Annotated in this window: 28 protein-coding genes; 27 read left to right on the forward strand and 1 reads right to left on the reverse strand. The window is 65.5% G+C overall.

Annotated elements, in window-relative coordinates:
* Nucleotides 1-3: 3 nt before the first annotated feature.
* From rplB to guaA, 26 genes are all read left to right on the forward strand, one after another.
* The gene (gene rplB / locus OXQ95_RS13105) at nt 4-840 is read left to right on the forward strand and encodes a 50S ribosomal protein L2 (RefSeq protein WP_267381928.1); all 837 of its coding nucleotides are present in this window, start codon (nt 4-6) and stop codon (nt 838-840) included.
* 4 nt (nt 841-844) lie between these two features.
* Nucleotides 845-1,120, forward strand: a complete 276-nt coding sequence (gene rpsS, locus OXQ95_RS13110; protein WP_242098288.1) for a 30S ribosomal protein S19 — start codon at nt 845-847, stop codon at nt 1,118-1,120.
* The gene (rplV, locus tag OXQ95_RS13115) at nt 1,120-1,500 is read left to right on the forward strand and encodes a 50S ribosomal protein L22 (protein ID WP_242098287.1); all 381 of its coding nucleotides are present in this window, start codon (nt 1,120-1,122) and stop codon (nt 1,498-1,500) included. The genes rpsS and rplV overlap by 1 nt, the downstream gene beginning before the upstream one ends.
* The gene (gene rpsC / locus OXQ95_RS13120) at nt 1,500-2,207 is read left to right on the forward strand and encodes a 30S ribosomal protein S3 (RefSeq protein ID WP_242098286.1); all 708 of its coding nucleotides are present in this window, start codon (nt 1,500-1,502) and stop codon (nt 2,205-2,207) included. Before rplV ends, rpsC begins: the two co-directional genes overlap by 1 nt.
* A 28-nt stretch (nt 2,208-2,235) precedes the next feature.
* The gene (gene rplP, locus OXQ95_RS13125) at nt 2,236-2,670 is read left to right on the forward strand and encodes a 50S ribosomal protein L16 (RefSeq protein WP_242098285.1); all 435 of its coding nucleotides are present in this window, start codon (nt 2,236-2,238) and stop codon (nt 2,668-2,670) included.
* Between the two features lie 4 nt (nt 2,671-2,674).
* A complete protein-coding gene (gene rpmC, locus OXQ95_RS13130; protein WP_276589085.1) occupies nt 2,675-2,881 on the forward strand; it encodes a 50S ribosomal protein L29 in 207 nt (68 codons plus the stop codon).
* 11 nt (nt 2,882-2,892) lie between these two features.
* Entirely contained in the window at nt 2,893-3,165 is a 273-nt protein-coding gene (gene rpsQ / locus OXQ95_RS13135; RefSeq protein WP_242098284.1) for a 30S ribosomal protein S17, read from the forward strand.
* A gap of 164 nt (nt 3,166-3,329) precedes the next feature.
* Nucleotides 3,330-3,698 carry a 50S ribosomal protein L14 gene (gene rplN, locus OXQ95_RS13140; protein ID WP_242098283.1) on the forward strand — a complete coding sequence of 123 codons (369 nt, stop codon included), beginning with the start codon at nt 3,330-3,332 and terminating at the stop codon, nt 3,696-3,698.
* Nucleotides 3,698-4,015, forward strand: a complete 318-nt coding sequence (rplX, locus tag OXQ95_RS13145) for a 50S ribosomal protein L24 (RefSeq protein WP_242098282.1) — start codon at nt 3,698-3,700, stop codon at nt 4,013-4,015. Before rplN ends, rplX begins: the two co-directional genes overlap by 1 nt.
* Nucleotides 4,008-4,589: a 50S ribosomal protein L5 gene (gene rplE, locus OXQ95_RS13150; RefSeq protein ID WP_242098281.1), complete on the forward strand. Its 582-nt coding sequence runs from the start codon at nt 4,008-4,010 to the stop codon at nt 4,587-4,589. The genes rplX and rplE overlap by 8 nt, the downstream gene beginning before the upstream one ends.
* A gap of 64 nt (nt 4,590-4,653) precedes the next feature.
* Complete coding sequence (rpsN, locus tag OXQ95_RS13155) at nt 4,654-4,959, forward strand: 30S ribosomal protein S14 (protein ID WP_242098280.1); 306 nt, start codon at nt 4,654-4,656, stop codon at nt 4,957-4,959.
* A 9-nt stretch (nt 4,960-4,968) separates the two neighbouring features.
* Nucleotides 4,969-5,364 (forward strand): 30S ribosomal protein S8, encoded by a 396-nt coding sequence (gene rpsH / locus OXQ95_RS13160; protein ID WP_242098279.1) that lies wholly within the window; start codon nt 4,969-4,971, stop codon nt 5,362-5,364.
* Nucleotides 5,364-5,897, forward strand: a complete 534-nt coding sequence (gene rplF / locus OXQ95_RS13165; RefSeq protein WP_242098278.1) for a 50S ribosomal protein L6 — start codon at nt 5,364-5,366, stop codon at nt 5,895-5,897. Before rpsH ends, rplF begins: the two co-directional genes overlap by 1 nt.
* On the forward strand, nt 5,897-6,253 hold the full coding sequence (gene rplR / locus OXQ95_RS13170) for a 50S ribosomal protein L18 (RefSeq protein WP_242098277.1): 357 nt from the start codon (nt 5,897-5,899) through the stop codon (nt 6,251-6,253). The genes rplF and rplR overlap by 1 nt, the downstream gene beginning before the upstream one ends.
* 2 nt (nt 6,254-6,255) lie before the next feature.
* Nucleotides 6,256-7,062, forward strand: a complete 807-nt coding sequence (gene rpsE / locus OXQ95_RS13175; protein WP_267381929.1) for a 30S ribosomal protein S5 — start codon at nt 6,256-6,258, stop codon at nt 7,060-7,062.
* A gap of 5 nt (nt 7,063-7,067) precedes the next feature.
* Entirely contained in the window at nt 7,068-7,244 is a 177-nt protein-coding gene (gene rpmD, locus OXQ95_RS13180) for a 50S ribosomal protein L30 (protein ID WP_242098275.1), read from the forward strand.
* A gap of 94 nt (nt 7,245-7,338) precedes the next feature.
* The gene (gene rplO, locus OXQ95_RS13185; protein ID WP_242098274.1) at nt 7,339-7,881 is read left to right on the forward strand and encodes a 50S ribosomal protein L15; all 543 of its coding nucleotides are present in this window, start codon (nt 7,339-7,341) and stop codon (nt 7,879-7,881) included.
* Between the two features lie 126 nt (nt 7,882-8,007).
* On the forward strand, nt 8,008-9,372 hold the full coding sequence (gene secY / locus OXQ95_RS13190; protein WP_242098273.1) for a preprotein translocase subunit SecY: 1,365 nt from the start codon (nt 8,008-8,010) through the stop codon (nt 9,370-9,372).
* A gap of 31 nt (nt 9,373-9,403) precedes the next feature.
* Nucleotides 9,404-10,051, forward strand: coding sequence for an adenylate kinase (locus OXQ95_RS13195; protein ID WP_267381930.1), 648 nt, complete (start codon nt 9,404-9,406; stop codon nt 10,049-10,051).
* A gap of 284 nt (nt 10,052-10,335) precedes the next feature.
* Nucleotides 10,336-11,028 (forward strand): response regulator transcription factor, encoded by a 693-nt coding sequence (locus tag OXQ95_RS13200; protein ID WP_242098271.1) that lies wholly within the window; start codon nt 10,336-10,338, stop codon nt 11,026-11,028.
* Nucleotides 11,025-12,365: a HAMP domain-containing sensor histidine kinase gene (locus tag OXQ95_RS13205; RefSeq protein WP_242098270.1), complete on the forward strand. Its 1,341-nt coding sequence runs from the start codon at nt 11,025-11,027 to the stop codon at nt 12,363-12,365. The genes OXQ95_RS13200 and OXQ95_RS13205 overlap by 4 nt, the downstream gene beginning before the upstream one ends.
* 201 nt (nt 12,366-12,566) lie before the next feature.
* Complete coding sequence (rpsM, locus tag OXQ95_RS13210; protein ID WP_242098269.1) at nt 12,567-12,935, forward strand: 30S ribosomal protein S13; 369 nt, start codon at nt 12,567-12,569, stop codon at nt 12,933-12,935.
* Between the two features lie 107 nt (nt 12,936-13,042).
* Nucleotides 13,043-13,432, forward strand: a complete 390-nt coding sequence (gene rpsK, locus OXQ95_RS13215; protein WP_242098268.1) for a 30S ribosomal protein S11 — start codon at nt 13,043-13,045, stop codon at nt 13,430-13,432.
* An 85-nt stretch (nt 13,433-13,517) separates the two neighbouring features.
* Nucleotides 13,518-14,585, forward strand: coding sequence for a DNA-directed RNA polymerase subunit alpha (locus tag OXQ95_RS13220; protein WP_242098267.1), 1,068 nt, complete (start codon nt 13,518-13,520; stop codon nt 14,583-14,585).
* Nucleotides 14,586-14,792: 207 nt separating this feature from the next.
* A complete protein-coding gene (gene rplQ / locus OXQ95_RS13225; RefSeq protein ID WP_242098266.1) occupies nt 14,793-15,215 on the forward strand; it encodes a 50S ribosomal protein L17 in 423 nt (140 codons plus the stop codon).
* Between the two features lie 91 nt (nt 15,216-15,306).
* Nucleotides 15,307-16,863, forward strand: a complete 1,557-nt coding sequence (gene guaA / locus OXQ95_RS13230) for a glutamine-hydrolyzing GMP synthase (protein WP_267381931.1) — start codon at nt 15,307-15,309, stop codon at nt 16,861-16,863.
* A 133-nt stretch (nt 16,864-16,996) separates the two neighbouring features.
* On the opposite strand, the gene OXQ95_RS13235 is transcribed toward guaA, so the two are convergent.
* Nucleotides 16,997-19,444: a zinc-dependent metalloprotease gene (locus OXQ95_RS13235; protein ID WP_267381932.1), complete on the reverse strand. Its 2,448-nt coding sequence runs from the start codon at nt 19,442-19,444 to the stop codon at nt 16,997-16,999.
* 120 nt (nt 19,445-19,564) lie between these two features.
* Between OXQ95_RS13235 and OXQ95_RS13240 the strand changes: the two genes are divergently transcribed.
* Complete coding sequence (locus OXQ95_RS13240) at nt 19,565-20,059, forward strand: Lrp/AsnC family transcriptional regulator (RefSeq protein ID WP_242095184.1); 495 nt, start codon at nt 19,565-19,567, stop codon at nt 20,057-20,059.
* Nucleotides 20,060-20,285 lie beyond the last annotated feature (226 nt).

Here is a 20,285-nt window from a genome sequence, read left to right on the forward strand (position 1 = left end):
GTCATGGCACTCAAGCATTACAATCCGACCAGCCCGGCGCGCCGCGGCCTCATCCTCATCGACAAGTCGTCGCTGTGGAAGGGCAAGCCCGTCAAGGCGCTGACCGAAGGCAAGCGCAAGACCGGTGGCCGCAACAACAAGGGCCATGTGACCAGCCGCGGCATCGCGGGCGGCCACAAGCAGCGCTACCGCTATATCGACTTCAAACGTCGCAAGTGGGACAGCGAAGGCACCGTCGAGCGGCTGGAATATGATCCCAACCGCACCGCGTTCATCGCGCTCGTCAGCTACACCGACGGCGAGCAGGCCTATATCATCGCGCCGCAGCGGCTTGCCGTCGGCGACAAGGTTATCGCCGGCAAGAAGACCGACGTGAAGCCGGGCAACGCCATGGAGCTGGGCCAGATGCCCGTCGGCACCATCGTCCACAATGTGGAGATGAAGCCGATGAAGGGCGGCCAGATCGCGCGTTCGGCCGGCACCTATGTGCAGGTCGTGGGCCGCGATCGCGGTATGGTGATCGTCCGCCTCAACTCGGGCGAGCAGCGCTACATCCACAGCGAGTGCATGGCGACGGTGGGCGCGGTGTCGAACCCCGACAACCAGAACCAGAACCTCGGCAAGGCGGGACGTTCGCGCTGGATGGGCATCCGTCCGCTGACGCGCGGCGTCGCCAAGAACCCGGTCGACCATCCGCATGGCGGTGGTGAAGGCCGCACCTCGGGCGGCCGTCATCCGGTCACGCCGTGGGGCAAGCCGACGAAGGGTGCGCGCACCCGTCACAACAAGTCGACCGACAAGATGATCATCCGGTCGCGTCACGCGAAGAAGAAGGGCTAAACGAATGGCTCGTTCCGTCTGGAAGGGTCCGTTCGTGGACCTCCACCTGCTCAAGAAGGCAGAAACCGCGCAGGACACCAACGCGCGCGCGCCGATCAAGACCTGGTCGCGCCGCTCGACGATCCTGCCGACCTTCGTCGGGCTCACGTTCAACGTCTATAACGGTCGCAAGTTCGTGCCGGTCTCGGTCAACGAGGACATGGTGGGAATGAAGCTCGGCGAGTTCGCGCCCACGCGCTACTTCCCCGGCCACGCCGCCGACAAGAAGGGCAAGCGCTGATGAGCAAGCAAGCAAGCCCGCGCAAGGTCGGCGACAAGGAAGCCTTGTCGGTGGGCACGCAGATCCGCGGTTCGGCGCAGAAGCTGAACCTGGTCGCGGCAATGATCCGCAACAAGCCGGTCGGCGATGCGCTGAACATTCTCCAGTTCTCGACCAAGGCCATGGCCGTTGACGTGCGCAAGGTGCTCGCCTCGGCGATCGCCAACGCGGAGAACAACCACAATCTCGACGTCGACGCGCTCGTCGTCGCCGAGGCCTCGGTAGGCAAGGGCATCGTCATGAAGCGCTTCGCGACCCGCGGCCGCGGCAAGTCGACGCGCATCCTGAAGCCGTTCAGCCGCGTCCGCATCGTCGTGCGCGAGCAGGAAGAGGAAGCGTAATGGGTCAGAAGAGCAATCCGATCGGGCTTCGGCTGCAGATCAACCGCACCTGGGACAGCCGCTGGTTCGCCGAGGGCGCCGATTATGGCCGCCTGCTGCTGGAGGATCTGAAGATCCGCCAGTTCATCATGAAGTCGCTGCCGCAGGCCGCGATCTCCAAGGTGGTGATCGAGCGTCCGGCCAAGCTGGCGCGCATCTCGATCTTCGCCGCGCGCCCCGGTGTCATCATCGGCAAGAAGGGTGCGGACATCGAGAAGCTGCGCTCGACGATCGGCAAGATGACGGCTTCGACCGTGTCGCTGAACATCGTCGAGATTCGCAAGCCGGAGGTCGATGCCAAGCTCGTCGCGCAGGGCATCGCGGATCAGCTGGAGCGCCGTATCGCGTTCCGCCGTGCGATGAAGCGTGCGGTCCAGTCCGCGCTGCGCCTCGGTGCCGAGGGCATCCGCGTCGCTTGCGGGGGGCGTCTCGGCGGTGCGGAAATCGCCCGCTCCGAGAGCTATCGCGAGGGCCGGGTGCCGCTGCACACGTTGCGTGCGAACATCGATTATGCCGAAGCCACCGCGCACACCTCCTATGGGGTTTGCGGCGTCAAGGTCTGGGTCTTCAAGGGCGAGATCCTCGGCCATGACCCGATGTCGCAGGACCGGCTCATGATGGAGGCACAGACCTCCGGCGTGCGTCCGCCGCGCGACGACCGTCGCTAACTGGCGCCGCTAAGGGGCAGGAACAGACATGCTACAACCAAAAAAGACCAAGTTCCGTAAGGCGTTCAAAGGACGCATTCACGGCGACGCCAAGGGCGGCACCAGCCTGAACTTCGGCTCCTACGGGCTGAAGGCGATGGAGCCGGACCGGATCACCGCACGTCAGATCGAGGCGGCCCGCCGCGCGATCACGCGCCACATCAAGCGCCAGGGGCGTTTGTGGATCCGGATCTTCCCGGACGTTCCGGTCTCGTCGAAGCCGGCCGAAGTCCGCATGGGCAAGGGCAAGGGTTCCCCGGAGTTCTGGGCCGCTCGCGTGAAGCCGGGCCGGATTCTGTTCGAGCTCGACGGCGTCGAGGGCAAGATCGCCGCGGAGGCGTTCGAGCGGGCGGCGATGAAGCTGCCGATCAAGGTAAAGGTGATCGCCCGTCTCGGCGACACCTCGCATCTGGGAGGCGAGTGACATCATGGCTCGTATTGACGACATGAAGACGAAGAGCGACGACCAGCTGTCGGAGTCGCTTGGCCAGCTGAAGCGCGAGCAGTTCAACCTGCGCTTCCAGGCCGCCACGAACCAGCTCGAAAAGCCGAGTCGCGTTCGTGAAGTCCGCCGCGACATCGCGCGCATCAAGACATTGCAGGCTCAGCGCACCAGCGCTGACGCTGCCAAGTAAGGACGAGAGACATGCCGAAGCGCGTGCTTACCGGGGTGATCGTCTCGGACAAGACCGACAAGACGGTGGTTGTGAACGTCGAGCGCAAGGTTCGCCATGCGCTTTACGGCAAGATCATCCGCCGTTCGAAGAAGTATCATGCCCATGACGAGGGCAACGAATTCAAGCAGGGCGAGACGGTGCGGATCGAAGAGACCGCGCCGATCTCCAAGCTGAAGACGTGGAAGGTGATCGAGCGGGTGAACACCCACGCGACGCCGGAACGGGCTTCGGCCGAGGGCTGAAGCCGGATCGGGAGGGCAGGGTGTTCGCACCCGCCCTCTTGCGTCGATTGCGCGGAGTGGCTAAAGGGCCGCTCCCCCCGCTGCGGTTCGTCCGCGGCGGGGTGATTTTTTGAGGCGGGTGCCGGTCAGAAATCGGCCCCAGATGAGAGAAGGGATACGGATCGATGATCCAGATGCAATCCAATCTCGACGTCGCTGACAATAGCGGCGCGAAGCGGGTGCAGTGCATCAAGGTGCTTGGCGGTTCCAAGCGCCGGACGGCAAGCGTTGGCGACATTATTGTCGTCAGCATCAAGGAAGCGCAGCCCCGCGGCAAGGTGAAGAAGGGTGACGTGCATCGCGCCGTCATCGTCCGCACCGCCAAGGACATCCGCCGCGCCGATGGCTCGGTCATTCGCTTCGACGGCAACGCCGCCGTCCTGGTCAACAAGAACGAGGAGCCGATCGGCACCCGTATCTTCGGACCCGTGGTGCGCGAACTGCGCGGCAAGAAGCACATGAAGATCATCTCGCTCGCGCCGGAGGTGCTGTAATGGCCGCCGCTCGTATCAAGAAGGGCGACCGTGTCGTCGTCCTGTCCGGCAAGGACAAGGGCAAGACCGGCAACGTGACCGTGTCGATGCCCAAGGACGGCAAGGTCGTGGTCGAGGGCGTCAACATCGCCGTTCGCCATACCAAGCCGACGCAAGGGGCCCCCGAGGGTGGCCTGGTCCGCAAGGAAGCGCCGCTTCACATCTCGAAGGTCGCGCACGTGACCGCCGACGGCAAGCCGACGCGCGTCCGCTTCGAAACGCAGGACGGCAAGAAGGTTCGCGTCGCCGTCAAGACGGGGGATAAGATCGATGGCTGATTACAAGCCCCGCATGAAGGCGATGTACGACGACTCGATCGCCAAAGCGATGACCGAGAAGTTCGGCTACAAGAACGTCATGGAGGTTCCCCGCCTCGACAAGATCGTCTTGAACATGGGCGTCGGGGAAGCCACCCAGGACAAGAAGAAGGTCGACCAGGCGGCGTCCGAGATGGAGCTGATCGCCGGGCAGAAGCCAGTCGTGACGAAGGCCAAGAAATCGATCGCGCAGTTCAAGCTGCGCGAGGGCATGCCGATCGGCGTGAAGGTCACCCTTCGCCGCGAGCGGATGTACGAGTTTCTCGACCGTTTCATCACGATCGCACTGCCCCGCGTGCGTGATTTCCGCGGGCTGAACCCCAAGAGCTTCGACGGTCGCGGCAACTATGCCTGCGGCCTCAAGGAGCAGATCGTGTTCCCGGAGATCAACTATGACCGGATCGACAAGGTCCGCGGCATGGACGTGATCGTGACGACGACGGCGAAGACGGACGACGAGGCGCGCGAGCTGCTCCGTCTGTTCGGCTTCCCCTTCCCGATCGAAGAGGGCGCCGAGGAAAAGAAGGCGGCCTGAACAATCCCCGCCACCACGGCCCCCGGCCGGGGTGGCGGCCATAGGAAAGAAAGAACTTAAGTCGATGGCGAAACTGAGTTCGGTGAACAAGAACGAGCGCCGCAAGGCGATGGTCAAGCAGTACGCGCCCAAATACGCGAAGCTGAAGGCCATGGCGGCGGACACCACGCTCGACGAGGGCGAGCGCCTGATCGCGCGCCTCAAGATGGCGGAATTGCCGCGCAACGCGAATCCCACGCGGATCCGCAACCGCTGCGAGCTGACCGGGCGCCCGCGCGCCTATTACCGCAAGTTCCGGCTGTGCCGTATCCAGCTGCGCGATCTGGCCAACAAGGGCCTGATCCCCGGCGTCACGAAGTCGAGCTGGTAAGGAAGCATCATGGCAGTGACCGATCCCCTGGGTGACCTGCTCACCCGCATCCGCAACGGCCAGCGCGCGAAGAAGGACAGCGTCCTGACGCCCGCGTCGAAGCTGCGCGTCCGCGTGCTCGACGTGCTGCAGCGCGAAGGCTATATCCGTGGTTACAGCGAAGAGCAGATGGGCCCCGCGGCCGGCATCCGCATCGAGCTGAAATATTTCGAGGGTCAGCCCGCGATCAAGCATGTCGCGCGCGTCTCCAAGCCCGGTCGCCGGGTGTACAGCGGCTCGCAGGAGCTGCCGCGCATCATGAACGGCCTGGGCATCACTATCGTCTCGACGCCCCGCGGCGTGCTTTCGGATGCCGAAGCGCGTGAGCAGAATGTCGGCGGCGAAGTCCTCGCGGAGGTGTTCTGATGAGCCGCATCGGTAAGAAGGCGGTGCCGGTTCCGGCCGGCGTCACCGCGAACATCGCCAATGGCACGCTGAGCGTGAAGGGCCCCAAGGGCACGCTTCAGCTCGCGATGCGCGACGAGATCACCTACACGATCGAGGATGGCGGCATTTCGGTGCAGCCCGCCAACGACGGCAAGCAGGCACGTGCCTTCTGGGGCATGCAGCGCACGCTGGTGCAGAACCTGGTGACGGGCGTGACGGACGGCTTCACCAAGAAGCTGCTCATCACCGGCGTCGGCTATCGTGCCGCCGCGCAGGGCCGCAACCTGAAGCTGCAGCTCGGCTACAGCCATGACGTCAACATCGACGTGCCTGAGGGCCTCGAGGTGAAGACGCCGGACAACACCACCGTCGAGATCAGCGGCTCGGACAAGCAGAAGGTCGGCCAGCTGGCCGCCGAGATCCGTCGCTGGCGCAAGCCCGAGCCTTACAAGGGCAAGGGCATCAAGTACGACGGCGAGTTCATCTTCCGCAAGGAAGGGAAGAAGAAGTGATGACCAAGGGACTGTCTCTTTTCGCCAAGCGGCGTCGCCGCAACCGCACCGCGCTTCGTGCGCGCGCCGGTACGCGTCCGCGCCTGTCGGTGCATCGCTCGGGCAAGCACATTTACGCGCAGGTGATCGACGACGTCGCCGGCACGACCGTGGCCTCGGCTTCGACGCTGGAGAAGGACGTGCGCGGCACGACCGGCGCCAATATCGCAGCCGCGACCGAGGTCGGCAAGCGTGTCGCCGAGGCGGCCAAGGCGGCGGGCGTGACCCAGGTCGTGTTCGATCGCGGTGGCTTTCTCTACCACGGTCGCGTGAAGGCTCTGGCTGACGCTGCGCGCGAAGCCGGATTGGAGTTCTAAGAATGGCCGATACCAACGATATCCAGTCGCAGCCCGGCAATCCTGCCGCGGTCGAGGCTCCCGCCGGTGATGCCGGCGCTAACACCGGCGCTCCCGCTGGTGGCGGTTATCAGGGTCAGGGCGGCGGTGGCCGCGGCCGTGGCGGTCCGGGCGGTGGTGGCCGTGGTGGCCCCGGCGGCAACCGGGGCGGTGGCCCCGGCGGCAACCGTGGCGGTCGTGACGGTGGTCGCGGCGGTCGTGACAATCGCGGCCGTGGTGGCCCCGGTCAGGACGATGGCGGCGAAGAGCTGATCGAGAAGCTCGTCCACATCAACCGTGTTTCCAAGACGGTGAAGGGCGGCAAGCGCTTCGGCTTCGCGGCGCTGGTCGTCGTGGGCGACGGCAAGGGGCGGGTCGGCTTCGGTCATGGCAAGGCGCGCGAAGTGCCCGAGGCCATTTCCAAGGCGACGGCTGCCGCCAAGAAGAAGATGGTTCGCGTTCCGCTGAAGGAAGGCCGCACGCTGCATCACGACGGCAACGGCCATTTCGGCGCGGGTCGCGTGACGCTTCGCTCGGCGCCGCAGGGCACGGGCATCATCGCCGGCGGCCCGATGCGCGCCGTGTTCGAATCGCTGGGCGTGGCTGACGTGGTGACCAAGTCGGTTGGTACGTCGAACCCCTACAACATGATCCGTGCGACGTTCGAGGCGCTGGGCGACCAGACTTCGCCCAAGGCCGTTGCGCTGCGTCGTGGCAAGAAGATCGCCGACCTGCTCGGCCGCGGTGGTTCGCAGACCGCCGAGGCGGATGCGGCGGCCATCGCGGAGTAACTGACATGGCGACGATCAAGATCACCCAGACCGGGTCCCCCATCCGCCGCAAGGCCGACCAGCGCGCGACGCTGATCGGCCTCGGCCTCAACAAGATGCACAAGACGCGGGAGCTGGAAGACAGCCCCGAGGTTCGCGGGATGATCCGCAAGGTGCAGCATATGGTGTCGGTCGAGGGCTGAGCCTTCGCCGATCCCGGTGACAAACACGGGGAAGGGGGCTATGGGCCCCCTTCTTTTATCCAGCGCGTAACAAGCGAAAGCGAGTGCATAGATCATGAAACTGAACGAACTCCGCGACAACCAGGGTGCCCGCAAGTCCAAGATGCGCGTCGGGCGCGGCATCGGCTCGGGCAAGGGCAAGACCGGCGGCCGCGGCCAGAAGGGCCAGAAGAGCCGCGAGGGCGTGTCCATCGCCGGCTTCGAGGGCGGTCAGATGCCGCTCCACATGCGTCTGCCCAAGCGTGGCTTCAACAACATCTTCGCCAAGGATTATGCCGAGGTGAATCTGGGCGCGATCCAGAAGGCAGTCGATTCGGGCAAGCTCGAGGCCGGCGCCACGCTCGATCACGACGCGCTGAAGGCCGCTGGCCTGGCACGCGGCGGCAAGGACGGCGTGCGCCTGCTCGGCAAGGGCGAGCTGACCGCCAAGTTCAGCTTCACCGTCGCCGGTGCGTCGAAGGGCGCAATCGAGGCGGTCGAAAAAGCCGGTGGTTCGGTCGACGTGATCCATGTCGTGCCCGCCGCCGAGAAGGCCGCCGCCAAGAAGGGCGTGAAGTACAAGGAGCGCGCCGCGCACAAGGCCTCGTTCAAGGCCTGACCGGTTCGGCCCGCTTTTGCGGGCCGGCGAGCAGCGGCATTAGACAAGCCCGACGGCATGACTATATGAGCGGCGGGGGCGGTTGAAACGCATCCCGCCGTTTTTGTTTCCAGGACACCGACACGCATGGCATCCGCAGCCGACCAGATGGCGCAAAGCGTCAGCCTTTCGAAGTTCGCGAAGGCAACCGACCTCAAGAAGCGGCTGTGGTTTACCATCGGTGCGCTCATCGTGTTCCGCATGCTGAGCTATGTGCCGCTTCCGGGTGTCGATCCGACCGCGCTCGGCCTGCTGAGCCAGAAGACGAACGGCGGCGTCCTCGATTTCTTCAACACCTTCTCGGGCGGTTCGCTGAAGCGGATGAGCCTGATCGCGCTCGGCGTGATGCCCTATATCACCGCTTCGATCGTGGTGCAGCTCGCGACCTCGCTGTCGCCGCAGCTCGCCGCGATCAAGAAGGAGGGGGAATCGGGGCGCAAGAAGCTCAACCAATATACGCGTTATGGCACCGTGCTGCTGACCGCGATCCAGGGCTATTTCATCGCCGTCGGCCTCGAGACGCTGGGGGCGAACCAGGGCATCCAGGCGGTAGTCGATCCCGGCCTGCTGTTCCGCGTCGCCGCCGTTGTCAGCTTGATCGGCGGCACGATGTTCCTGATGTGGCTGGGCGAGCAGATCACCAGCCGCGGGATCGGCAACGGCGTGTCGCTCATCATCATGGCGGGCATCGTCGCAAACCTGCCTACGACATTGTTCAACCTGCTGGAGGGCGGGCGCTCGGGCTCGGTCGATCCCGTCCGGCTGATCGGCATCATCGTCGCTGTGGTGCTACTCGTCCTCTTCATCTGCTTCATGGAGCGCGCGCAGCGTCGCATCCTGATCCAATATCCCAAGCGCCAGACGCAGCGCGGCATGCAGGCCGATCGCAGCCATTTGCCGCTGAAGATCAACACCGCGGGCGTGATCCCGCCAATCTTCGCCTCGTCGCTGCTGCTGATGCCGCTCACCATCTCGCAGTTCGCGGGCAGCCGGGTCGCGGGCACGAGCCGCTGGGGTGATATCATCATCACGCTGAACCAGTATCTCCAGCACGGCGCGCCGCTCTATATGCTGCTGTACGGCGCGGGCATCGTGTTCTTCTCGTTCTTCTACACCGCCGTGGTGTTCAATCCCGAGGAAACCGCGGACAATCTGAAGCGCTATGGCGGGTTCATCCCCGGCATCCGTCCGGGCAAGAACACGGAGAATTATTTCGATTACGTGCTGACGCGGATCACGGTGATCGGCGCGGGCTATCTGCTCATCATCTGCCTGCTGCCCGAATATCTGGTGTCGGCGTTGCAGATCCCGTTCTATCTCGGCGGCACCAGCCTGCTGATCGTGGTGAACGTGACGATGGATACGGTGACCCAGATACAGAGCCACCTGCTCGCCCATCAATATGGCGACCTCATCAAGAAGGCGAAGCTCAAGGGCGGTCGTCTGCGCTGATGGTCCGGCACGGACGAGGGAGAGCGTGCGCGTGAATATCATACTTCTGGGGCCGCCGGGGGCGGGCAAGGGCACGCAGGCGAGCCGGCTCGTCGCCGAACGCGGCATGGTCCAGCTCTCCACGGGCGACATGTTGCGCGCGGCGGTCAAGGCAGGCACGCCGGTGGGCTTGCAGGCCAAGGCAGTGATGGAGGCGGGCGAACTCGTCTCCGACGCAATCGTTTCCGGGATCATCGGCGAACGGCTCGATCAGGAAGACGTCGGCACCGGCGTGATCTTCGACGGCTATCCGCGCACCGCCGCCCAGGCCGACGCGCTCGATGGCCTGCTGGCGGATCGCGGCCGGACGCTCGATCACGTCATCGAGCTGGAGGTGGACGAAGCGGCGCTGATCGAGCGGATCGTCGGCCGCTACACCTGTGCGCATTGCGGCGAAGGCTATCACGACGTCTTCAAACAGCCCGCCGTCGCCGGCGTGTGCGACGTGTGCGCCTCCACTGAATTCAAGCGCCGGCCCGATGATAATGCTCAAACGGTGCGCACGCGCATGGCCGAATATCGCGCGAAGACCCAGCCGATCCTGCCGATCTACGAGACACGCGGCCTTGTCCACCGCGTCGACGGCATGGCCGATATCGCGCATGTCACGGCGGCAATCGAGTCGATCCTGGGCGCATAGGCCGCTGGAATGCCTCTTCAATCCGGGCGGATCGTCCGAATTGTAAAATGACGATGATGTCATCTCCGGTTCACTGGAGCCGACGGAAACTCATGACATAGCGCGCAAGCGACCTTGATACGGGCGATCGGCGCGCGCAGGCACGCTGTGCGAGAAGCCCGTTTCGACGATCCACGAGTTCGGTGCCCGACACTCCCGGGGGTGCCGTTGGGGCCGGCGGAAAGGTTGCTTTCCGCCGGCCTTTTCGTGTCTGATGCCGACGAACGCATGGAGGGAAGGCCAAGGTGACCCGCAAGATCCTGATCGTCGAGGACGATGTGTCGACCTCGGCCTATCTGACCAAGGGGCTCAGCGAGGCGGGTTATTCGGTCGAGAGCTGTCGTGATGGGCGCGACGGCCTGTTCCTCGCGAGCGAGGGCATCTTCGATCTCGTGATCGCCGACCGCATGCTGCCAGGCTTAGACGGGCTCTCGATGGTCAGCGCGATACGCGCGGCGGGCATTCCGACGCCGACCTTGATCCTGTCCGCGCTCGCCAGCGTCGACGATCGGGTCGACGGGTTGAAGGCGGGCGCCGATGATTATCTCTGCAAGCCCTTCTCCTTTGCCGAACTGTCGGCCCGGATCGAGGCGCTGGTGCGCCGCTCCGATCGCTCCGCCGCCGAGCCGCAGAAAACGCGGCTGTCCGTGGGGGATCTGGAGATCGACCTGCTCGCGCGCAGCGTCGTTCGCGCCGGCCGCACCATTCCGCTGGGCGCACGCGAATTCAACCTGCTCGAATTTCTCGCACGCCATGCGGGCCAGGTCGTCACGCGGACGATGATGCTCGAAAAAATCTGGAACTATCACTTCGATCCGGGCTCTAACGTGGTCGACGTGCATATTGGTCGGTTGCGGCGCAAGCTGGAAGAGGGCTTTCCCACGCCGATCCTGCACACGGTGCGCGGCGCGGGTTACCGGCTCTCGCCTGAGGGGTGATTGGCCTGTCGGTCACGGCGCGGATCGCGCTGCTCGGGTTCGCGCTCGCCTTGCTGTCGAATCTGGTGGTCATGGGATTCGTCTGGCGCCAGACGCATGACGTGGCGATCGACACGGTCCGCCGCGAGACGACCGAGCAATCCGATGCGATGCGCGCGGTGTTCGCGGCGGGCGGCCTCGCGGCCGTCACCAACGCGATCAAGAAGGCGCGCGCGCCGGGCGACCACACGCTGCTGCTGGCGGTAATCGATCGGGACGGCCGCCGCGTCGCCGGCTTCGCTCCAGACGTTATCAGTGTGCCCTGGGTGCCGACCGCGTTCCGCGTGGCCGATATCGACGGCACGCCGCGGACGACCGATGTAGGCTATACGCTTTATCCGATCGGCGAACGCTGGCTGCTGACCGGGCGCAGCCTCGATCTGGTGGCGGCGGAGCAGCAGGCGATCGAGCGGGCGCTGGCGCTGGCGGTGCTGTTGTCGCTGGCCTTCGGGGTGATCGCGGGGCTCGTGATGGCGCGTTACGTGGCGGGGCGGCTCGACCGGATCGCCGCAGTGGTGGAGGCGGTGCGCGAGGGCGATCTGTCGCGCCGCGTGGCGACCGTCGGCGGCCGGGGCGACGCCTTCGATCGACTGTCGGTGCGGTTGAACGCGATGCTGGGCAAGCTGGAAGGCGTGATGGCCGAATTGCGCGTGGTGACCGACAGCCTGGCGCACGATCTGCGATCGCCGCTCGCGCGGTTGCGCACCAAGACCGAACAGGCGGTGCTGATTTCCGATCCGGCCTTGCGCGAGGCGGCGCTCGGCGGACTGCTGGTCGAGACCGACCTCGTCATGCGAATGCTGACGATGGTGATCGAGATCAGCCGGTCCGAGTCGGCGTCGCGCAACCGCTTCACGATGGTCGCGCCTGCCGATCTGGTGGAGGAGATCGCCGAACTCTACGAGCCGGTGGCCGAAGAGGCGGGGTTCGATTTCGTGACCGCGATCGACGATCGCCCCGCGCCGCTGCCGCTTCATCGGGAGTTGCTGAGCCAGGCGATCACGAACCTGGTCGACAACGCGCTGAAGCACGCGTCCGCGGGCGGGCAGGTGACGCTCCGCATCGTACGGATCGCGCGGGGCATCGCGATCCAGGTCGAGGATCGCGGGCCCGGCATCGCCGCGGCGGATCGTGCGCGCGCGTTGAAGCGCTTCGTCCGGCTCGACAGCGCGCGGTCGACTCCGGGCGCGGGCCTGGGCATGGCGTTGATCGAAGCCGTCGCGCGATTGCATGGCGGTGGCTTCGAACTGGCGGACAATCGGCCGGGACTGGTCGCGCGGATCGTCTTGCCGGAATGACGGTTCGCTTGTGGAACCCGTCGCTTGACACGGCGTTTGCGCGACCCTAACTGCACATCCCTCCGATACTCCGGTTTCCGGCGGCGCTCGTTTGCGTTCGTCGCGCTTCGTGCGTTTGTGAAGCCTTGGTGTCGGGTCAACGCGTCGAGATGGGGAACGTGGCAGCCATGCCGTACCCCGTGGAGCAGGAGAAGAAATTCCATGGCACGTATCGCGGGCGTCAATCTGCCCACCAACAAGCGCGTGGTGATCGCGCTGACCTATATCCACGGCATCGGTTCGACCAAGGCCAAGGAAATCACCGCCAAGCTGGGCATCGCCGAAACCGCGCGCGTCCAGGACCTGACCGATCAGGAAGTGCTGCAGATCCGCGAGACGATCGACGCCGATCACACCGTCGAGGGTGATCTCCGTCGCATGACCGCGATGAACATCAAGCGCCTGATGGATCTCGCTTGCTATCGTGGCTTGCGCCATCGTCGTGGCCTGCCGGTTCGCGGCCAGCGTACGCACACCAACGCACGCACCCGCAAGGGCAAGGCGAAGCCGATCGCGGGGAAGAAGAAGTAACGAAATCGTCCTGGGGACGATTTCTACTTCTTCTCCGTCGGAGACAGGTTCGAGGTTGATCGCCTCCCGGTTTCCGTACCACGACCCAAGTTCAGGATCTCAGATCAATGGCACAAGCACCGCAGCGCATTCGTCGGCGCGAACGCAAGAATATCACGTCGGGCGTCGCCCACGTCAACGCCAGCTTCAACAACACCATGATCACCATCACCGATGCGCAGGGGAACGCGATTTCCTGGTCGTCGGCGGGTGCCATGGGCTTCAAGGGTTCGCGCAAGTCGACCCCCTATGCGGCGCAGGTCGCAGCCGAGGACGCGGGCAAGAAGGCTGCCGAGCACGGCGTCCGCACGCTCGAAGTCGAAGTGAAGGGCCCCGGTTCGGGCCGCGAATCGGCGCTCCGCGCGCTTCAGGCGGTCGGCTTCCAGATCACTTCGATCCGCGACGTCACGTCGATCCCGCACAACGGCGTTCGCCCCTCCAAGCGCCGTCGCGTCTGATTTTTCGCCCGCGCGCCATCGAGTCGTCGCGGGCCGTTCCTTCGTGGTCGGCGCGTCGCGTCGGCCCCCAACCTAGGGGAAGCATGTGTCTGTCAACGCAAAGAACTGGCAGGAACTGAAGAAGCCGAGCGGCCTGGAACGCAAGTCCGGCGGCGACGCGAAGCGCAAGGCGACGTTCGTCGCGGAGCCGCTCGAGCGTGGCTTCGGCCTGACGCTCGGCAATGCGCTTCGCCGCGTATTGCTGTCGTCGCTTCAGGGTGCCGCCGTCACTTCGATCCGCATCGAGAACGTGCTGCACGAATTCTCGTCGCTGGCCGGCGTCCGCGAGGACGTGACGGATATCGTCCTGAACGTGAAGCAGATCGCGCTGCGCATGCAGGGCGAGGGGCCCAAGCGCCTCCAGCTTTCGGCCACCGGTCCCACTACGGTGACGGCGGGCGACATCGCGGTGTCGGGGGACATCGAGGTGATGAACCCCAAGCTGGTGCTCTGCCACCTCGACGAGGGTGCGACGCTCAACATGGAGCTGACCGCCGATGTCGGTAAGGGCTATGTCGCTGCGGTCGCCAACCGTCCGGCGGATGCGCCGATCGGCCTGATCCCGGTTGATGCGCTCTACTCGCCGGTTCGGCAGGTGTCGTACAAGGTCGAGAACACGCGCGTCGGGCAGGAGCTCGATTACGACAAGCTGACGCTGAGCATCGAGACCGACGGCACGATCACGCCCGAGGATGCCGTCGGTTACGCCGGTCGTATCCTTCAGGACCAGCTCGCGCTGTTCGTGCATTTCGACGATTCGAGCGTCGCACGCACCGCGGCACCGATCGGGCAGGCGGCGCCTGCGCAGACCGGCGAAGTCACGGGCGACACCCAGCAGATCAACCGCTACCTTCTCAAGAAGGTGGACGAGCTCGAACTGTCGGTGCGATCGGCGAATTGCCTCAAGAACGACAACATCATCTATATCGGCGATCTGGTCGGCAAGACCGAGGCCGAGATGCTGCGCACGCCCAATTTCGGTCGCAAGTCGCTGAACGAGATCAAGGAAGTGCTGTCGTCGATGGGGCTTCGGCTGGGGATGGAAATCCCCGGCTGGCCGCCCGAGAACATCGAGGAAATGGCCAAGAAGCTGGAACAGGAAATCATGGGCTGAGCCGCACGGAGCCAGCGATGCTGGCTCCGAGACGGCGAAACCCCGGCCGGCGGGCGTTCAGCCCGATGGACGCCGCGGCGTCGCCACGGTCCGGCCGCACGAGATGGGTCCCGGTTCCGGCCGGGATGACGATAAGATGGGGTGGCCCGCGTCGCCACCCGGCTTGGGGTTCCGTGAGACGGCCCCCTGACGAACGAAGGACAGACCATGCGTCACCGCGTAGGCGGCCGTAAGCTTCAGCGGACCTCGGCCCACCGCATCGCGCTCTTCCGCAACATGAGCGCCGCGCTCATCAAGCACGAGCAGATCACGACGACCGTCGCCAAGGCGAAGGAGCTTCGCCCGTATATCGAGAAGCTCGTCACGCTCGCCAAGAAGGGCGGCCTGTCGAACCGCCGTCTGGCCCATGCCCGGCTGCTCGACGATGCGCAGCTCGTGAAGCTGTTCGATGTGCTGGCCGAGCGTTATGCCGGCCGCAACGGCGGCTATACGCGCATCATCAAGGCGGGCATTCGCGCATCGGACGCGTCGCCGATGGCGGTGATCGAGTTCGTCGATCGCGACATGTCCGCCAAGGGCCAGGATTCCGGCCCGGTAATGGACGACGACCAGTATGACGAGGCCGCGTAAACCCGCAACCCCCAAGTGGTGAACAGAGGCCGCGCTTCCACCCGGAGGCGCGGCCTCTTTCGTTGTGGGCCCGGTCTGCTATGCGGCGCGGATGGACCATAGCGAAACCATCCTCATCGTCGATTTCGGCAGCCAGGTGACTCAGCTGATCGCGCGCCGCGTCCGCGAGGCGGGCGTCTATAGCGAGATCGCGCCCTTCCAGTCCGCCGACGAGGCGTTCGATCGCCTGGCGCCCAAGGGCATCATCCTGTCGGGCGGCCCTGCCTCCGTCACGGAGGCGACGTCGCCGCGCGCGCCGCAGCGTCTCTTCGAAGCGGGCGTGCCGATCCTCGGCATCTGCTATGGGCAGCAGCTCATGTCGGCGCAGCTTGGCGGCAACGTGATCGTCTCGGGCGACGGTGGCGAATTCGGCAGCGCGTTCATCGACATCGCGGAGGATTGCGCGCTGTTCGAGGGGCTATGGGCCAAGGGCGAGCGCCACCAGGTGTGGATGAGCCATGGCGACAAGGTCGACGCCATTCCGCCCGGCTTCACGCCCGTCGCGACTTCGGCGGGCGCGCCCTATGCGATCGTGGCGGACGAGGCGCGGCGCTTCTACGGCGTGCAGTTCCACCCCGAGGTGGTCCACACCCCCGATGGCGGCCGCCTGATCGCCAATTTCGCGCGCCATGTCTGCGGGCTGACCGGCGACTGGACGATGGCGGAATTTCGCGACGCCAAGATCGCGGAGATCCGCGCGCAGGTGGGCGACGGCAAGGTGATCTGCGGGCTTTCGGGCGGCGTCGATTCGGCGGTGGCCGCAGTGCTGATCCACGAAGCGATCGGCGAACAGCTCACCTGCGTCTTCGTCGACCACGGCTTGTTGCGCGCCGGCGAGGCGGATCAGGTGGTGAGCCTGTTCCGCGGCGCCTACAACATCCCGCTGGTGCATGTGAACGTCGAGGATACGTTCCTGGCTGGGCTCGCCGGCGTCACCGATCCCGAAGCCAAGCGCAAGTTCATCGGCAAGACCTTCATCGATGTGTTCGAGGCGGAGGCCAAGACGATCGGCGGCGCCAAGTTCCTGGCGCAGGGCACGCTCTATCCGGACGTGATCGAAAGCGTCAGCTTCACCGGCGGCCCGTCGGTCACGATCAAGAGCCACCACAATGTCGGCGGCCTGCCCGAGCGGATGGACATGGCGCTGGTCGAGCCGCTGCGCGAATTGTTCAAGGATGAGGTCCGCCTGCTCGGCCGCGAACTCGGCCTGCCCGAGGTTTTCGTCGGCCGCCATCCCTTCCCGGGGCCGGGACTCGCGATCCGCATTCCGGGCGAGGTGACCAAGGAACGCTGCGACATCCTGCGCAAGGCCGATGCGATCTATCTGGAGGAAATCCGCGCCGCGGGCCTCTACGATGCGATCTGGCAGGCCTTCGCGGTGCTGCTGCCGGTGCGTACCGTCGGCGTGATGGGCGATGCCCGAACCTATGATTCCGTGCTCGCCTTGCGCGCGGTGACGTCTACCGACGGCATGACGGCCGAGGCCTTCGCCTTCCCCGGCGACTTCCTGCCGCGCGTGACGACGCGGATCATCAACGAGGTGAAGGGCATCAACCGGGTGACGTACGACTATACGTCCAAGCCGCCCGGCACGATCGAGTGGGAATGATAGCGAGGCCGTTTCCCGCCATGGTAATCAAGGGCGATACCCCGATCCGATGCCATGGCCCGTTCGCCAGTGTCCGTCCGCGCGAGCCATGCTCCATGGCGCATCCCTCACCCGTTTAGAGAATGCCGGGCGCTCAGTCGCCGAACCACCCGCTTTCGCCGCCGATGGGCATGCCCGGCGGAATGACCGGCTCGGGCCGCGCGCCCTTGGCGATTTCGCGGGCGAGCCGGGAGTCGTCGCGGAGCAGGGTCGCCATGCCGCGACACCATTCGGCGTCTTCCCCGTTTCCCTTCACCGCGGCGAAGCGCGCAGCGATCGCTTGCAGCCGGCCATCGAGCACCGCGGCGACGTCGATCGAAACGGTGGGATCGCGCCGGGTCTTGGCCATCGTCAGGATCGTGCGGTGCGCCACCCGCCGCTCGACCGCGTCGCGGCGCTGGTCGATCGCCGCTGCGGTCAGCTTGTCGAGCAAACTGCCCAAGCCGGGAAGGGAGGGATCGCGCCCGTGCTGGAGGTACACGCGCGTCAGCCGGGACGGCGCGAGCAGCGTATCCAGCGTCACCTGCGCCGCGACGTCGGCGGCGACGAGCGGATCGAACGCCGAGGCGCCGGCAGTGTCGAAAACCTCGGTATCGAACTGCGGGTCCGACCGGCCGTTGACGCCCGAGGACAGCGCCAGAGCGAGCGGCCCCGGCACGGTCAGCTCTCTGGCGGACAGGGTTTCCAGCAACGCGTCGAGCGCCGCGTTCTGGTCGGCGGCGGATGCCGGGGCGGGCGGTGGACTGCCGTCGCCTGCGACCGCATAGCGGTAGTCGATCCCGCCGATGTTTTTGCCGACCGCGATCACCTCGTAGCGGTGGAACAGCCAGATCGGTGCGAATTTGCGCCGCAGATCGGCCAGCGGCTCGCCCCGGTGCAGCACGCCGGGCCCGAAATGGGCGAGCGCCACCCGGCGCGCCGCCATCATCCGCGTGAGATCGGGCGCCTTGTCGTCGCCATCGGTCCACATATTGTCGCCGGGCACCGCGAGATCGGGCGCGCGCCCGTCGATATCGGTCATGTATCTGAGGCCTGCCGCCTGCGCCGCGTCCGCCTTGCGCGCGGCATCGGCGTCGGGATCGACGCCGGGCTTCGGCTGACCGTACAGCCAGTCGACGGTGAACTTGTCCCACCGTCCGATGCCGACCGCATAGGCGTCGCCGAGATCGAGCTTGCCATCGACGAGTTTGATCCGCGCGAACGGGTAATCCATCACGGAGCTGCGATCCTGCGTGCTTCCGGCGAAATTGTGGACGAAGCCGATCGCGTGGCCGACCTCGTGTGCGCCGAGCTGGCGGATGCGCGCGAGCGAGATGCGGATCGGATCGTTGGGGCCGCCGCTGTTGTCCTGCGCGCTGCCCAGCAGCCCTTCGAAGATGTTGATGTCCTGCCGCAGCCGCAATCCTTCGAGAACGACATTGCCCTTGATGATCTCGCCGGTGCGCGGATCGATCACGCCGTCGCCATAGGACCAGCTCCGCGTCTGCCGCTCGTCCCAGTTGACGATATTGTAGCGGACGTCCTGCGGATCGGCGCCGGGCGGCAGGATCTTTACCTGGAAGGCATCGATGAACCCCGCGGCCTCGAATGCCTGGTTCCACCACGCGACCCCTTCGGCCAGCGCGGAGCGGATCGGCTCGGGCGCGGCACTGTCGATATAGAAGACGATCGGCTTCTTGACCGCCGAGCGCGCCGCGCCGGGGTCGATCTTGTCCAGGCGGAAATGGTTGGCATATTGCTGCACCACATCCTCGCCGAGCGGCGTGCCGAAATCATAGACCTGGGTCGCGTGGGTGCCCGAGCGGATGTCGAACCTGCGCGGCACGAAGCCGGGCGCGGGAAGCCGGACCAGCGAGTGATGGACGGTGAAGCTGACCTGCCGCCCGTCGGGCGCGATCGTGTCGACCTCGCTGCCCGGCGTATCGGAGGCGAAGGTCTGCATCGACTCCATCTCGATATTGTCGGGGAAGATCTTGACCGAAGCCGGATCGGCGGCGCTGAGCGCGTCGACCAGCTTGAACCCCTTGCCCTCGGTGTTCAGCGCCTCGGCGAGCCGCATCACATCCTTGGTGAGGAACGGCGCCAGATCGACGGTCACGCCGCCATCGGGCGTGGAGGACACCGCGTCCAGCATCGCGATCGTGCTGAACGGGAAGCTGTCGCGCACGCCCCGTTCGGTATCGGCATTGCCCGTGCCCTTGTAACGCGGGTTCTCGTAGATCACCGCCACCTTCCTGCCCATGCGCCGGAAGGCGAGGAGATGCGTGTCGCCCAGCATGCCGTGATCGATCCGGATCGGTGCCGAGCCGAGCCCGGTCTTGATCGCGGTGGAATAAAGGAAGCGCCCCGACATGCCATCGGCCGCGGGCGCGGGCAGGGTGAGCAAGATCCGCCCGGCCTCGGGTTCGACCTTCACCGGCAGCAGCGCGCCGTCGGCGGGCGCTGCCGGCGCCGCCCAGGACGGCTGTGCTGCGGTCAGCGCCAGACCGAGCGCGACGACGATCGTCGATCCGCCCCGCAGCACGGTGTGCAATCTCGCCATGGCCATCCCTCTTCGCTCTTGCCCGCCGAGGAGCCTATCACGACCAGGATTGCGTGTTCCGACATTTTCAGAACAAATCGGCAGGGTGAGCGATGAATTCCATCATGGAGGCTGCCGGCTATGAACGAAATGATCCTGACCGACCTGGATCGGACCGACTTTCGCCTACTTCGTGAGATCAGCGAAGATGGCCGCCTGTCCGACGTGGCGCTCGGCGAGCGCGTTCATCTGTCGAGCACGGCGGCCGCCCGGCGGCGGCGGATCCTGGAGGAGCGCGGTGCGATCGCCCGCTATTCGGCGACGCTGGACCTCAACCGGCTCGGAATCGGCATCGTCGTGCACGTCGCCATCGAACTGCGCTCGCAGGCCGAGGAGGTGCTCAACGAATTCGAGGCCGCCGTCGTCAAATGCCCCTCGATGACCTATTGCAGCTTCGTCTCGGGCGACACCGACTTCATGATGATCGTCCATGTCCGGTCGTTCGAGGATTATGACCGGGTCTATCGCAGCGAATTGTCCACGCTGCCCCATGTCGCCAAGATCCGCAGCAGTTTCGTGATGCGGCATGTCGCGAAACGCATCGTACCGCCGGTGCTGTTCGCCGGCATCCTGTAGGCGATTCGGGCCTGGGAGCCCGGCCCGGTGGCTTTCCCGATCCTCGAACGTGCCGGCGCAGGATCTCGGCAACGATCCAGCCTTTCACGCAGGAAACCACCTCCACACTTGCCAATGAGCAACGAATTTAACGAGAAGCTGCGCAACCCTTAGGGCAATATTACATCACTAAGAAAGCAGAACGCGCAAGATTATAGCGCGCTTTCCTGGGAACAGCCCGATCGGT

Origin of the sequence: Sphingomonas sp. GC_Shp_6 (genome assembly GCF_026540835.1) — a bacterium.
Lineage (GTDB): Bacteria > Pseudomonadota > Alphaproteobacteria > Sphingomonadales > Sphingomonadaceae > Sphingomonas.

Coding starts and splice junctions, on each gene's coding strand:
- OXQ95_RS13235 (WP_267381932.1), bottom strand. CDS start 19,444: ATGGCGAGATTGCACACCGTGCTGCGGGGCGGATCGACGATCGTCGTC.
- rplQ (WP_242098266.1), top strand. CDS start 14,793: ATGCGTCACCGCGTAGGCGGCCGTAAGCTTCAGCGGACCTCGGCCCAC.
- OXQ95_RS13240 (WP_242095184.1), top strand. CDS start 19,565: ATGAACGAAATGATCCTGACCGACCTGGATCGGACCGACTTTCGCCTA.
- rplX (WP_242098282.1), top strand. CDS start 3,698: ATGGCCGCCGCTCGTATCAAGAAGGGCGACCGTGTCGTCGTCCTGTCC.
- rplE (WP_242098281.1), top strand. CDS start 4,008: ATGGCTGATTACAAGCCCCGCATGAAGGCGATGTACGACGACTCGATC.
- rpmD (WP_242098275.1), top strand. CDS start 7,068: ATGGCGACGATCAAGATCACCCAGACCGGGTCCCCCATCCGCCGCAAG.
- rpsN (WP_242098280.1), top strand. CDS start 4,654: ATGGCGAAACTGAGTTCGGTGAACAAGAACGAGCGCCGCAAGGCGATG.
- rplB (WP_267381928.1), top strand. CDS start 4: ATGGCACTCAAGCATTACAATCCGACCAGCCCGGCGCGCCGCGGCCTC.
- rpsK (WP_242098268.1), top strand. CDS start 13,043: ATGGCACAAGCACCGCAGCGCATTCGTCGGCGCGAACGCAAGAATATC.
- rpsS (WP_242098288.1), top strand. CDS start 845: ATGGCTCGTTCCGTCTGGAAGGGTCCGTTCGTGGACCTCCACCTGCTC.
- guaA (WP_267381931.1), top strand. CDS start 15,307: ATGGACCATAGCGAAACCATCCTCATCGTCGATTTCGGCAGCCAGGTG.
- rplP (WP_242098285.1), top strand. CDS start 2,236: ATGCTACAACCAAAAAAGACCAAGTTCCGTAAGGCGTTCAAAGGACGC.
- rplR (WP_242098277.1), top strand. CDS start 5,897: ATGACCAAGGGACTGTCTCTTTTCGCCAAGCGGCGTCGCCGCAACCGC.
- rplV (WP_242098287.1), top strand. CDS start 1,120: ATGAGCAAGCAAGCAAGCCCGCGCAAGGTCGGCGACAAGGAAGCCTTG.
- secY (WP_242098273.1), top strand. CDS start 8,008: ATGGCATCCGCAGCCGACCAGATGGCGCAAAGCGTCAGCCTTTCGAAG.
- rpsC (WP_242098286.1), top strand. CDS start 1,500: ATGGGTCAGAAGAGCAATCCGATCGGGCTTCGGCTGCAGATCAACCGC.
- rpsE (WP_267381929.1), top strand. CDS start 6,256: ATGGCCGATACCAACGATATCCAGTCGCAGCCCGGCAATCCTGCCGCG.
- rpmC (WP_276589085.1), top strand. CDS start 2,675: ATGGCTCGTATTGACGACATGAAGACGAAGAGCGACGACCAGCTGTCG.
- rpsQ (WP_242098284.1), top strand. CDS start 2,893: ATGCCGAAGCGCGTGCTTACCGGGGTGATCGTCTCGGACAAGACCGAC.
- rplF (WP_242098278.1), top strand. CDS start 5,364: ATGAGCCGCATCGGTAAGAAGGCGGTGCCGGTTCCGGCCGGCGTCACC.
- rpsH (WP_242098279.1), top strand. CDS start 4,969: ATGGCAGTGACCGATCCCCTGGGTGACCTGCTCACCCGCATCCGCAAC.
- rpsM (WP_242098269.1), top strand. CDS start 12,567: ATGGCACGTATCGCGGGCGTCAATCTGCCCACCAACAAGCGCGTGGTG.
- rplO (WP_242098274.1), top strand. CDS start 7,339: ATGAAACTGAACGAACTCCGCGACAACCAGGGTGCCCGCAAGTCCAAG.
- rplN (WP_242098283.1), top strand. CDS start 3,330: ATGATCCAGATGCAATCCAATCTCGACGTCGCTGACAATAGCGGCGCG.